This window comes from Nocardia gamkensis NBRC 108242 (assembly GCF_001612985.1).
In the GTDB taxonomy this organism is placed as follows: domain Bacteria; phylum Actinomycetota; class Actinomycetes; order Mycobacteriales; family Mycobacteriaceae; genus Nocardia; species Nocardia gamkensis.
Genome location: NZ_BDBM01000031.1, coordinates 15,075 through 27,800, shown reverse-complemented (window position 1 = coordinate 27,800; position 12,726 = coordinate 15,075). Strand labels below are relative to the sequence as shown.

12 protein-coding genes and 1 pseudogene are annotated in these 12,726 nt (G+C 69.3%); 4 read left to right on the top strand and 9 right to left on the bottom strand.

The window, feature by feature from the left end; translation table 11 throughout:
- Positions 1-15: 15 nt before the first annotated feature.
- The 3 genes from NG1_RS23435 to NG1_RS23425 all read right to left on the bottom strand — a co-directional run bounded on the left by NG1_RS23435 (position 16) and on the right by NG1_RS23425 (position 3,829).
- Entirely contained in the window at positions 16-369 is a 354-nt protein-coding gene (locus tag NG1_RS23435) for a hypothetical protein (RefSeq protein ID WP_062974152.1), read from the bottom strand.
- A gap of 228 nt (positions 370-597) precedes the next feature.
- A complete protein-coding gene (locus NG1_RS23430) occupies positions 598-2,904 on the bottom strand; it encodes an ATP-binding protein (protein WP_062974150.1) in 2,307 nt (768 codons plus the stop codon).
- A gap of 253 nt (positions 2,905-3,157) precedes the next feature.
- Complete coding sequence (locus NG1_RS23425) at positions 3,158-3,829, bottom strand: chymotrypsin family serine protease (RefSeq protein WP_062974148.1); 672 nt, start codon at positions 3,827-3,829, stop codon at positions 3,158-3,160.
- A 357-nt stretch (positions 3,830-4,186) separates the two neighbouring features.
- Here NG1_RS23425 and NG1_RS23420 point away from each other — a divergent pair, with 357 nt between their 5' ends.
- Complete coding sequence (locus NG1_RS23420; protein WP_062974146.1) at positions 4,187-4,831, top strand: dihydrofolate reductase family protein; 645 nt, start codon at positions 4,187-4,189, stop codon at positions 4,829-4,831.
- A gap of 23 nt (positions 4,832-4,854) precedes the next feature.
- Here the strand turns inward: NG1_RS23420 and NG1_RS23415 are convergent, their stop codons facing one another.
- The gene (locus tag NG1_RS23415; protein ID WP_157114184.1) at positions 4,855-5,490 is read right to left on the bottom strand and encodes a hypothetical protein; all 636 of its coding nucleotides are present in this window, start codon (positions 5,488-5,490) and stop codon (positions 4,855-4,857) included.
- 364 nt (positions 5,491-5,854) lie between these two features.
- Between NG1_RS23415 and NG1_RS23410 the strand changes: the two genes are divergently transcribed.
- Positions 5,855-6,709 (top strand): helix-turn-helix domain-containing protein, encoded by an 855-nt coding sequence (locus tag NG1_RS23410; protein WP_062974142.1) that lies wholly within the window; start codon positions 5,855-5,857, stop codon positions 6,707-6,709.
- Positions 6,710-6,750: 41 nt separating this feature from the next.
- Here the strand turns inward: NG1_RS23410 and NG1_RS23405 are convergent, their stop codons facing one another.
- The 4 genes from NG1_RS23405 to NG1_RS23390 form a co-directional block, all read right to left on the bottom strand.
- Positions 6,751-7,380: a VOC family protein gene (locus tag NG1_RS23405; RefSeq protein WP_062974140.1), complete on the bottom strand. Its 630-nt coding sequence runs from the start codon at positions 7,378-7,380 to the stop codon at positions 6,751-6,753.
- Between the two features lie 14 nt (positions 7,381-7,394).
- On the bottom strand, positions 7,395-7,976 hold the full coding sequence (locus NG1_RS23400) for an MFS transporter (RefSeq protein ID WP_217275400.1): 582 nt from the start codon (positions 7,974-7,976) through the stop codon (positions 7,395-7,397).
- 291 nt (positions 7,977-8,267) lie between these two features.
- Positions 8,268-8,717, bottom strand: a complete 450-nt coding sequence (locus tag NG1_RS23395) for a hypothetical protein (protein ID WP_062974138.1) — start codon at positions 8,715-8,717, stop codon at positions 8,268-8,270.
- A 231-nt stretch (positions 8,718-8,948) separates the two neighbouring features.
- Positions 8,949-9,611, bottom strand: coding sequence for a hypothetical protein (locus NG1_RS23390; RefSeq protein ID WP_062974136.1), 663 nt, complete (start codon positions 9,609-9,611; stop codon positions 8,949-8,951).
- Between the two features lie 125 nt (positions 9,612-9,736).
- Here NG1_RS23390 and NG1_RS35005 point away from each other — a divergent pair.
- Positions 9,737-10,412 (top strand): annotated as a pseudogene (locus tag NG1_RS35005) (cation diffusion facilitator family transporter).
- Positions 10,413-10,533: 121 nt separating this feature from the next.
- Positions 10,534-11,454 (top strand): RNA polymerase sigma-70 factor, encoded by a 921-nt coding sequence (locus tag NG1_RS23375; RefSeq protein WP_062974130.1) that lies wholly within the window; start codon positions 10,534-10,536, stop codon positions 11,452-11,454.
- A gap of 83 nt (positions 11,455-11,537) precedes the next feature.
- On the opposite strand, the gene NG1_RS23370 is transcribed toward NG1_RS23375, so the two are convergent.
- The gene (locus NG1_RS23370) at positions 11,538-12,632 is read right to left on the bottom strand and encodes a hypothetical protein (protein WP_062974128.1); all 1,095 of its coding nucleotides are present in this window, start codon (positions 12,630-12,632) and stop codon (positions 11,538-11,540) included.
- Between the last annotated feature and the right edge of the window lie 94 nt (positions 12,633-12,726).

Here is a 12,726-nt window from a genome sequence, read left to right as displayed (position 1 = left end):
CGCGAGGTGCCGCGGTCACGCCCATCGCCGTGATCTCGACGATCCGGGTGGCGGCGGAATGAGCTTCGCCCAGAAATCGTGCCGCACCGCGTCCCACAACCTGGTCAGCTCCGGAAGAAGTTCGCGTGCTTGCACGAGATCCGGATAGGCGTCGGGGCCGAAGGAGACGATCGGCGCGGGGTCGGACGCGCTGTGCACCGCGACGATGGAGATCAGATGATCCTGCAATACCCGCCAGGTGACGCCGAGGCCGTCGGCTTCGGTTCGGACCTCATCCATCTGCGGCCCCCCATCGCACGCGCGGGCGGCGATCACCGTCGATCGACCGGACGCCGACCGGCGCCGCGCGGTCAGCTGATCGTTTGCCACGCTTCCGTCGTTTCCCGCCCGTGATACCACTCGCCTGGCCGCCGAAGGCGCCGGTGGCGTTCACGCCGCTGTCAACCGCTGTCAAAACCGACCTCCTGCTCGTCACGATCTGACGAGCATCACAGACCCGGCACCGCGCGGTCATGGGTGAAAATACCCACTTCTGCACCCATCTCCGCAGTTCGCGGCACCCGAAGCGGCACGGGCCGTGCCCGCCGGAGCCGGGATTCAGCGCGGGCGTGCCGTCCATGCCGCGACCTGGCTACGAGACGAGAAGCCGAGTTTGCCGAGGATATTCTCGACGTGCCGGTCGACGGTGCGGGGCGATACGACGAGCCGCTCGGCGATCTGCCGGTTGCTGAAACCTTGCGCGACCAGCTCGGCCACCTGCCGCTCACGTGCTGTCAGCACCCCGGCGCGCAGCTGCGCGGGTTGCGGGCCGCTCGCGCTCCGGTCGAGCGCGTAGGTGATCGCCTGGTCGTGATCGAGCCCTTCGCCACGCACCCGTTCCGCACGCACCACCGTCCCCGGCAGCGCTTCCATCACCCTGCGCTCACACGCTGCGTGCTGTTCGGGCATGTACGGCCCGAACGCGGCGATCGAGGTCCCGATTCGCCGCCACATCGTATGGATCGCGCCCAGCAGCCGGGCCGCATGGCGATGCTCACCGCGCGCCGCCGCCGTCCAGGCCAGCAGCTCGATCATCAGCGCGGTCCCCACATGGTCGTTGAATTCGCGCTGAATCTCCAGGGCCGCGTGCGCGGAGGCCATCGCCTGGTCGTAGTCGCCGCGAACGAGTTGGTCGTAGCCGAGTGCCCACACCGCGTACGACTTGGTCCACTGCTCGCCGCGCCGGTCGGCCAGCTCGATCGCGCGCCGAGCCGTCGCGCCCGCCCTCGGATCGCGTCCATGGCCGTAGGCGACCGCGAGCTGGAAGAGCGTCAGCCGGACCAGCTCGTCATCCTCGGAGAAGCTCGCGACCACTCGCTCGAAACCGGTCACGGCAGCGGCGAGGTCGCCGCGGAAGCCCGCGGCGGAAGCGCGCAGGCTATTCGCCCAGCCGAGCGCGCGGCGATCCCCGGCTTCCGTGGCGCGGGCCACGCACTCGTCGAGTGCCGCGTCGGCGGCGTCGAGGTCACCTTGCAGAACCCGAACCCATCCCGCTACCCAGAGCGCGTGGATCCGCTCGGGGTCGGCGTCGACGGCAACCCGCAGCGCGCGGTCCACCCAGCGCCGTCCCGAGCCGAGGAACCCATCGGCGCACCAGTGATAGCGCAGCGCCGTCACCAGAGCCAGCGCCTCGCGCGAACTCGCCGGAGTGCTGGTCGCCCACTCCAACGCGGCCCGGACGTTCGCGCGGTCGGCGCGCAACACCGCCAGGCCGGTCTCCTGGCCGGGTCCGTTCCACTGCCCGGCGATCCGCTCCGCGAGCGTGCGGTAGTAGTCACGGTGCCGGTCGCGCAGCGCGGTGGCCTCGTCGCGCTCGGTCAGCCGCTGCCATCCGTACTCGCGGATCGTTTCCAGCAGCCGATAGCGCGTCTGGTCGTCCGCCGCGACGAGGACGACGACCGATTGGGCGACGAGGTGATCGATCAGGTCGAGCACCTGCTCGCGGGGCAGGTCAGGGCCTGCGCAGACGCCCTCGGCCGCGTGCAGGGTGAAAACTCCGGCGAAGACCGACAGTCGCGTCCACAGCAATTGTTCCGCCGGTGTGCACAGCTCATAGCTCCAGTCGATCAGCGCGCGCAGCGTCCGCTGTCGTGGCAGCGCGGCGCGGGCGCCTCCGGTCAGCAGCGCGAACCGATCCTCGAGCCGGTCCAGAATCGTCTGCAAGGACAGTGATCGCAGCCGGGAAGCGGCCAGTTCGATCGCGAGCGGAATCCCGTCCAGTCGCTCGCAGGTTCGCACCACCGCGTCCGCATTGCGCTCGGTGACCGTGAAGTCGGGACGCACCGCCCTGGCACGCTCGACCAGCAGCGTGGGCGCGTCGAAACCAGCCACCGCCACAGGTGTCACCGACTCGTCCGAAGCGGGCATCGACAGCGGACGGACCGGGTAGACGTGCTCGCCCGGCTCGCCCAGCAGCGCACGGCTGGTGGTGAGGATCCGCAGCCCGGCGCAGGCGCGCAGCAACTGGTGGCACAGCACGCGGCACGCGTCCAGCAAGTGCTCGCAGTTGTCCAGCACGATCAGCACCCGCCGGTCGGCGAGGCGCTCCACGATCTGTTCCTCCGCGGTCCGGTGCGACAGATCCGGGATCCCGAGGCCGGCCACTACCGCCCGGGCCACCAGTTGCGGATCATCGACAGCGGCGAGGTCCACCAGCCACGACCCGTCCGGGAACGAGCGGCCGGACGCAGCGGCGACCTCGGTGGCCAAGCGGGTCTTCCCCACCCCGCCCACTCCGGTCAGCGTGACCAGGCGCGCGGTCGCCAACAGCGCCCGGACCTCGCGGATCTCCCGCTGCCGGCCCACGAAACTCGTGACCGCCGACGGCAGATTACCGACTCCGCGTGTGGGCCTGCGTTGCCCCATGATATGTGCATTTTAGCCGCCCGGAATCGGCGTCCGGGGTCGATCACCCGCAGTTTCGAGCTCGACTCTCGCGCGCTGTGGGCACCGTCGAGCGGGCTGCGCACCGGCCTTACCCCATTTCGGGCGTCGACGACCTCCACGGGACTTTCGTCTGCTCTATCGACCATCAAGGCTCGGCTCGAACGCCGCACTCGCGCATCACTCGGAAAATCGGCGGATCGTCTCGAGGTGGCCGGATCGGTGCGCCGGCGGCTCAGATGGGCCGGAAACCGGCGCCTACGTCGTTACGGGAATCGATGTCGGTGAGAATGGCGTTGATGTCGGTTCCCACCTCCGGCCCGAGACACCCCATGCCCAAGTAGGCGTTGACCATCCCGACCAGGGTCGAACCGATCACCACCGGCGCGCCGGAGTCGCCTTTGAGCACACACATCTGAGTCCAGGTGTCACTGCTGTCGCCCGTCATGTCGCCCCAGGCGACACCGCAGGTATGGCCGGTGGTCCGGCCCTTCTTACAGACGACGTCGGGAAACCGCGCGGGAGCGCCGAGTCCGTCGATGAGGAACCCCCCGACCTCCCGAGCGGGAACCACCCGTGCGGCATCGAATTCGATGACCGCGTAATCCAGTGCGTGATCGGCGTAGACGAATCGACCCAGCACGCCATAGCTGGGATAGGTCACGGACGTGACGCGAGCCCCGGGTTCGCCGCAATGTCCCGCCGTCAGACCGACCAACCGGCCGGCCGTGTCGTGCCCGATGGTGGTGAGCGTGCATTCGGCTTCGTCATCGATCGCGATGCCCGATCCACCGCCGATCGGCGGTAGCGGCAACTGTGGAACACCGGCCGCCGCGCCGGCGCCCACCGAGACCGGGCCGCACGCCAGCGCCGCCGCGGCGACGACCTTCAGCAGTGAACGAGTCATTGTTCCTCCAACCGAGCCGAGCGGAATCCCCGCGACCCGGCCCGAGCCGCACCCGCAGCCGGCGAACCCGGCATACGCATCGCCTCCCACCACCGAAGTCCAGGACCCACGCAAACTTACGCGCGTTCCCAGTCCGAGCTACCCAGGTGAACGAGATGGAAACGGGGCCTGGCGTTTTTCCCCTCCGGCACGCCGGATCGGCTGTATCGCAGAGCCTTCCCGGACGGTCGTCGAGCGTCGGCATAGAGCGCTGCCAGCGGGCCCCTGTAACTCGCAGCACCGAGCGACTGGTTGCAATATGAGATCAGTGGGGCTAGGTTCTCTCTAATTGCAGATTGCAACCAGATGGGAGCGCCAATGGCACAGTTGGTCCGCGTTCAGAACTTCAGCGTGTCCAGCGATGGCTACGGATCGGGGGAAGGGCAAAGCCTGGATCGCCCGTTCGGACACGCCGATCCGGGGCCGCTCATGTCATGGGCGGGCGCCACCGCGCACTGGCCCAACCGCACCGATCCGGGCGGCAGCTACGGTCTCGACGACTACTTCACCCGCGACTTCCACAACAACATCGGCGCCGAGATCATGGGGCGCAACAAATTCGGCCCGCAGCGCGGACCATGGGAGAACTACGACTGGCAAGGATGGTGGGGAGACGAACCCCCGTTCCATACACCGGTGTTCGTCCTCACCCATTATCCGCGACCGTCGATCACGCTGGGAGACACCACGTTCCATTTCCTCGACTCGACTCCGAAGGACGCGCTGGCCCAGGCGTTCGATGCCGCCGAGGGAAAGGACGTACGCATCGGCGGCGGTGTCGCCGTCGTCCGGGAGTTCCTCGACGCCGATCTCATCGACACGATGCATGTCGCTGTCGCGCGGGTGGAACTCGGTCGCGGCGAAAGGCTGTGGACGAGCCCCGACGAACTCGCCGACCGGTTCCACCTGGAGCGGATCCCGAGCCCGAGCGGAGTGGTGCACCACGTCTTCTGGCGACGCTGACCGCTACGAGCAGGTGCCGCGACTCAGGCGCTGCGGGGCATCGGCCGAGCTACCGGGTTGACGATCAGTCCCGCCTCCCACGCACGCTCGATGACTCGCGCGACGTCGATGCGCCGCACCTCGCGGATCTCCGGACTCGCGAGGAGATCCCCGATATAGACGACGACATGCTCGGCGAGCAGGGAACGCACATCACCGAGCCGACCGAGGAGCCGGGCGGGGGCATCCACCGAGCGGACCCTGATGTCCACCTGCTCCTCGCCCACCTCCTCGGTACGGACGAACACCGCGCACGGGTCCTCCAGCACCAGCTCCACTCGCATGCGCACCCGCACCGCCGCGGCGAACCACCCGATGACCCCCGCGAAGTCCGCCCGCAGCCGAAGGGTGATCGGCACCTCCACGGCGACGTCCCAACCCTCGTCGTCACACACTTCGGCCCGGACCTTCCCGGGCCGACCCGTCGCGGTGACACAGACCAGCCCGCCGGGACCGGCATGAACCGGGCCCACCTCGATACGCTCACCGACGATCTCCGCGATGACCTCCGCGACATGGTCCGGACGAGCAACCGACTGCAACATCTGTTGCGCGAACCGCGCACGCGCCCACTCCGTCGCAGACCACTCTCGATCGTCACGACTCTTGATCTCAGGCATGAGCCACCTCCGTTCACCCAACCCGCGTATACCCCGCAATCGGGAACAATCACCCGACTCGGTGTGGTGTCCTACGCCGGTCGCGCACTGCGGAGGGCCGGTGGACCACATTCGCCGGGGTCGGCGTCGGGACTCGGATGGGCCGAGATCCAGCTGCACCGCAGCGGCCGCATCGTGGGTGTGGCTGATGTTCCAGGTGTCGACTCGGCCAGACTCGCCCACCTACCGAGTTCACCCGGGAATGCGCGAGCGCGCGCGGTGGACGTCTTCGTCCCGGAAGTGCCGCTCGAGATCGAGCATGGCGCACTGCGGTCCCGAGCTCACCGACTCCGATCTTCATCGACCCACTGGTTAACCTGGGTGGATGGGAGCGGTCGGGATCGAGCGGGATCGCGGTGCCGATTGGGATTTCGGGCGTGCGACCGCAGGCGGGCACGCAGGTGGGGCGGCGATGATCGGGTTCCGTGATCGCGGGGGCGGCGAGCTGGACCTGCGGGTCACCGGGATACCGGCGGTCACGGTGCTGTTCGAGTTCGGCGGCAGCGAACTGGTCGTCGAGAGCAATGGCGGCAGGCAGGCATTCGCCGGGTTCGTTTCGGGGTCTCCGCCCGGAACGATGCGTATCCGCGGTGAGCGGGTCGAGTGCGTCGAGGTGCGGTTGTCACCGGCGCGGGCCTATTCGTTGCTGGATATCGCGCCGGCGGAGCTGGGCCGCGCGGCGGTCGTCGGCGTGGAAGACCTCTTCGGACGTCGGGCGCAGTGGCTGCGCGAGCAACTCGCGGATGCGGCGACATGGGAACAGCGCTTCGCGCTGACGCGATCTTTTCTGCTGCGATGTGCCGACCCGGCACGGACACCGGACCCGGAAGTGGTCGCCGGCTGGAATCGCATCCTCGCCGACCGCGGGCAGGTCACGGTCGGCGAACTCGCCGCATCGTGCGGATGGAGCCGCAAGCGGCTGTGGGCGAGGTTCGATTCCCAGATCGGTCTGACGCCCAAGCGTGCCGCCATGCTGGTCCGATTCCGGCACGCCGTGGAAGGGCTGGTGGCCGGCCGCCCCGCCGCCGAGGTCGCCGCGACCTGCGGCTACACCGACCAGTCCCATCTGTCGCGGGACGTGTCGAGCTTCGCGCGGGTCACTCCGGGGACGCTGGCCGCGGAACCGCTCACCGCCATCTCCGCGCACCGCTACCGGGCGTGGGGAACATTTTTCCGGTAAGCGTTCTCGGCGTCCTCCCGAAACGCGCGCACTGCCATCGCTCAGGCCCCGGCCTCCCACGCGAACCCGTCGGGGTCGGCGAAGGGCCCGATATCGCTGCCGATGGCGATCCGGTGCGAGCCGGCGCCCTCCGAGGAGACGCCGGCATCCTTGGCGGCGGCACGACGCCCGTAGAGCGCAAGCTTGACCGACGACGGCGGGGCAGCGAACTCGACGTATTTGCTGCCGAAACTCTTCGCCACGGTCAGGCCGCGATCGACGTAGAACTGCTTGGTCGCCTTGACGTTGTCGACGCCGAGCAGAATCACGAAATCGTCGATCTCCCGGGTGGCCGGGCCGGTGTCCTTCTTCGCCGACGTCGCGATTTTCCAGATCGCCCCGTCCGGAGCCTGGACGACGCCGCCGTACCCCCAGAAGCTCTTCTCGGCCGGCTTCAGCGTCGTCGCTCCCGCGTCGAGCGCGGCGCCGACGAGGCTGTCGACGGTGCTCGGCTGCGACACCACGAGCGAGAGGATGAAGCCGCGGAACCCGTTCGTCGGCGCCTCCGAGGCGCGCACGCGCACCTTGTCGCCGAGCTCGAAAGCGGCGGCGTAGAAGCTCGCGCCGATCGCGGGATCGGGCATCTCGAGAATGACGGAGTCGATAGTGGGCTGCTCGGTGGTGGTATCCATGGCGATAACGCTAATTACTGCTCGGCGACCGGCGCTTCTCGATTCCTGATCGTTGTGGGCAGCCGATTCGGCGCGCACGAGGAACTATGCAACGGCGGTCCCACCATTTGCGCGGTCCAGGTCGTCGACTCGAACCGGGCGTTGGCGGCCAGCAGATCCTCCGGCCGGACAAGCGTTTTCAGATAAGCACCGCTCGCGGCCTTGAACGTGATCTCCCCCGCAGCGGCGACGACCGACACGACGAGCAACTGGGCGATGCTCAACAGTCCGAACGCGAACGCGACCGGGATACCGGCCAGCATCACGAACCGGGCCAGATCCATCGCGATCATCACGGGACGCTTGCGGCGGAACTCCACCCATGGACCCAACGGCACGGCGATCAGCGCTCCCACCGCCACACCGGACGCCGCCGACGCGGAGACTGCCGCCGGTCCGGCGTGCAGCACGCCGATAGCGACCAACGGCAGCGCACCGAAACCGAACCCCGAACCATAGGCGCTGACCGCATAGGCTGCCCATAACCACCGGAACCGACGTTCCGGCGACTTGCCACCCAGGTCACCCACCGCCACCACCTCATCCGAATCGCTCACATCGACCGTCGGATGAAATCAGCTCGCGCACAACGCGAATCAAACAACCGAGCATTTGGCGAACACAACGTCTGGTTGTGCATCAGCGGCACCGCCGTGCCGTCGGACAACCTCGTGGCCGCTCGACGCCGCCGTCGAATTACCACGGAGCCGGCCCGCGAGCCGCTACGGTCCCATTGGGATGCGGGTGTCCACCCCCTGAGGGCGCCCCCACCCACCCGGGGGGTGGGCGCCCTCCACCCCCCGGGGCCCCGCAAGGGGCTCATGTGGGCTCGGCCTGCACCGATCAGGTCAGGCCGGCACTCCCGGACAGTCCCACGCCTCGATCGGGTCGCGGGAATACCAATGCCCGGTCCATTCCCTGCCCGATTCGAGGGCATCGTAGAAATCCTCGTCATCGGGCAACTCCGGGCCGTGGGCGTAGACCACACCGGGACGATCACCGTGGAAGCGGCGGGCACGCTCGACCGCGCGAGCCGAGCGCTCGGCGAGATAGGCGCGCTGGTTGATCAGCCACTCCTCGCTCGTGCGAGCTCCCGGACCGCCGTAGTCCAGCGGGTAATGCATCTGGTACTCCAGCCGCGCCAACTGCTCGCCCGCGTGCTCGTACAGCCACACGATCCACCCCGGTACCTGCGGCTGCGCAGCCAGCGCACGAACAGCGAATCCTTCGCGCACGGTCGGGCTTTCCGGATCACGCCACGCCGCGGCGACGTCACGGGCGACCGCCGCGAAGTCCATGCTGCTCCGCCCCCGATCTTTCCGATGCCTACCACCCATAGCCGATAACTCTAAATCCCGGCACCGGCCATCGACCAGGGTTCGCTCGAAGTTGGCCCGCGACCGGCCGTCCTTGTCCGTCGCACTGCCGACGCTCCGTGAGAGATGAAGGCCGACTCGAAGTTCGCGGCCGTGCTGCCGGCCCTCTCGGCGATCCTCCGGGCGCAAGCCTCGAACCAGCAGTCGTGCCCGTCAGATCCGAGCCGCGCGGCCTCGTGCGTACGCGACGACGTTCTCCGCGTAGGCCGCCTCGTCTCCGTCCGCGAAGCACGACCGGAATCGGACGAACGCTTCGTCCAATTGCGGTCCGGGGCCGCGCTCGGCGAGCAGGACGACGATCGCCTCCAAGGCTCCGATCCGCGGGTCCGGGAGGGCCAGCAGTTCATCGAGGTACCGGCCCGGTTCCAGCAGGCGCAGCGCACGGCGCGCGCAGGCGTGCACGCGCCGGGGCAGTGCGGCGCGGATGGCGTCGACGTCTGCTTGCAGCACCTGGCCCGGTTGTGCCGGATCGGCCTGGAGGGACCACAACTCGGTCGAGTCGTCCGCCATACCGTGGTCGTCGATCAGCCCGGGGCCGGTCGCCTGCTCGAGCGGCGTGAGTGGGAGACCCCGCTGCGCGTTACGCCAGTTACAGAACTCCCACCAGGCGATGGGTGTAGCACTCGGGTTCAAGCCGAACTTCAACTCCTGCCGGCCGCCGGTCCAGGTACGCAAGGTCCGGGTGCGGCCGACCGAGGCCACTCCGCCCGGGGCGATCCGGATCCACACGGCTTCGGTCCCCTCGAAGCCATAAGGCTGCAGCAGTTTTCGCGCATCGCGCGTCAGTCGGCGCAGCGCCGCGTCCGGTCCGGCCATGCCAGCAGATTAACGGCAGGCACCGACACGCGGGATCAGGGAGCCGAGCGCCGCACGCTCCACGGAGCCCGCCACCGCGTTGCGCGCTCCCGATGATCCGCGCGGTTCATGCCACACTGGCGTAGATGGAGCGAGTCAACGCTTTCCACGACGAGAAACCCTCGCCCGCCTCCGGCGGGGAGAGCACCCGCACCGTGATCGTCGCCTTCGGCGCCAATATCGCGGTGGCGGTGGCCAAGACGGTCGCCGCGACGCTCTCCGGCTCGGCGTCGATGGTCGCCGAGGCCGCGCATTCGTGGGCGGACACCGGCAATCAGATCTTCCTTCTCGTCGCCAACCGTCGAAGCGCGCGTACCGCCGACGCGAAGCGGCCCCTCGGGTACGGGCGGGAGGCGTATGTCTGGTCGTTGCTGGCGGCGGTCGGGCTCTTCGTCGCGGGCGCCGCGGTGTCCGTTTGGCACGGCATCACCGAACGTCGGTGTGCTTCTCGGAGTGATCGCCGTAGTGCTCATCGACCGTAACCGCCGCTTCCTGACCGGCGAACCGGCCTCGCCCGACCTCCGCGCCGCCGCGGCCGCCCGCATCGAGGAGATGCCCGAAGTGGCCGCGGTGCGCTTCGTGCGCTTGGAGTACGTCGGCCCGCGTCAAGTCTTCCTGGTGGCCAGCGTCGATCTGGTGGGCGACCCGCCGGAGTCCAGCATCGCCCGCGCCCTGCGCGCTCTCGAACGCGAACTCGAGCGCAACCCGCATATCGCCGACGCGGTCCTCACGATCGCCGCCCCGGAGGACGCCGAGACGTAGGCTGCCCCGGGACTCGGGACAACGCACCGATGTGACGTGCGCCACCGCCTCCCCCTGTTACGAGACGGCGCGGCCCGGCGTCTAGTGGGTGAGCCAGTCGAGACGGAACAGGAGCCACACCATGGCCGGTACATCGCGGCGCACGCCCGGCGAGACCGACGACCGCCCCGCCCCCGCTACCGAGGCGTTCGTCGCTCATCGGAACCTGCTGTTCACCGTCGCCTACGAGATGCTCGGCTCCGCCGCCGACGCCGAGGACGTCCTCCAGGAGACCTGGCTGCGATGGGCGGGCGTCGATCTCGGCATCGTCCAGGATCAGCGCGCGTACCTGGTCCGGATCGTCACCCGCCAGGCCCTCGACCGGCTGCGCGCGCTCGGCAGGCGCAAGGAGTCCTACGTCGGACCGTGGCTGCCCGAGCCGCTGCTCACCGCGCCCGATGTGGCCGAGGACGTCGAACTGGCCGACAGCGTGTCGATGGCGATGCTGCTGGTACTGGAGACCTTGACGCCGATCGAGCGGGCGGTGTTCGTCCTGCGCGAAGTGTTCGATCTGGCCTACGACGAGATCGCCGAGGCCGTGGACAAGAGCCCGGCCGCGGTCCGCCAGCTCGCGTACCGGGCGCGGGCGCACGTCGCCGCACGCCGACCGCGCGGAGTCGTGTCGGCGACCGAGACGCGGAACGCACTCGAGGCGTTCCAGCGAGCGATCGAAACAGGCGATCTGCGGAACCTGCTCGACATCCTCGCACCGGATGTGGTCCTGCTCGGAGACGGCGGCGGCGTCGTGCGGGCCGCGCTGTCACCCATCATGGGAGCCGACAGGGTGGCCGGTGTACTGGCTGCCGGATTGGCCGGTTTCGCCACGTCGTCAAGGCAGCCTGCGCAGGTCAACGGCTATCCCGCGCTGATCATCCGGCAGGACGGCGAGATCGACACCGTCCTGGCGCTGCGCATCGACGACGGACTCGTCACCGGGCTCTACGCGGTGCGCAATCCCGAGAAGCTTTCCCGTATGCAGCGCGAAACCGCCCTGTGCCGCTGAGGCCAGGACCAGGTGCACCGGCCGCCACCGTTTCATGATGTGTGACCGGCCGGTCTGCGGAATCGTTGATCGCCACTGCTGTTTCACGGACTGGCCACTCCCGCCATGACCAGCTGAAGATAGGCATCGTCGATCTCGCCCGCGCCGAAGAACTCGGTGAGCGCTGCGCGTTCGATCGCCCCCCGTTCGGCGGCGCGCACCAGGCCGAGCGCCGCCTCGCGGACCCGGGGACCGGGCTCGTCATCGACCAACGCGGCGACGATGGCGGCGGCGCTCTCCCCGCTCCACACACCGGGTATGGCCGCGGCCACGTCGCCGGCGGCCGGGGCGGCCCCGCGGTACCACCTACCCCGATCCCACCAGTAGCAGAAGGACAGCAGGCCGATACCGGCTCGCGGGTTCAGCAGCGGATTCGCCACCCAAGCGGGAGCGCCCGCGTAGAGGTCCGGCATGGGCGCCGCGGCGTTGTAGACGGCGTCGAGGACGGGATCGTTCCACACGCCGCCGGACAGCACCGCCCGGTCGCCGGGCACGATCCAGAGCGACGAGCCGCTGCGCTCGGCCCCCTCGAACAGGCCGAGCGAGGGCAGGACTCGTGGCCCCAGCGGGGAGCCGACCGCCACGAATGCCGCGGACAGCACCGCCCAGCGCGCCACCAGCACCGGCAGCGCGGGCAGACCGTCGTCCACCACCGCCGCGCCCGGCTCGGCGCGCGCCGCCGTCTCGGCGGGCCGCGACTGCCGGTCGGCATGCCCGATGTGGGCGGCCAGCCACACCGGCAGCCGGTCGCGCGGGAAGGCTTCGAGGTCCGCTCGATAGACCTCGGGCGGGAAGAGGTGGTCGTCGGGAAACGGTTCCTCGCCGAAGTCGTAGTCGGTGCGCACTCCACCCGAGGACGACACCAGCAGCAGGTACCGCCACCAGGGACCTTCGGGCAGCGCGGCCGATGCCTCCCGGTGACGGCGGACCAGCGCCAGCACCTCCTCCGTCGGCAGGATCTGCACCGGACGGCCCTGCTCGTCGGTGGCGACGACCGAGGCCAGCTCGGCGTCGGCCGTCAGTACGAAGACCGCGTGGATCTCGTGGCCGCCCTGCGGCCCGAGCGCGGTCAGCAACGCGGCGATCCGGCGGCTCGCCGCATCCGGCGGCGTGGGTCCGCCCGCGGACGGCTCGGTCACGGCGTGGTACCTCCTCGATCGCGGCGCAGGCTACCACCGGGAGGGGAACCAACGGTGTCGCCGACAACAGGTTTTCACCTTCGGTCGGTCGATC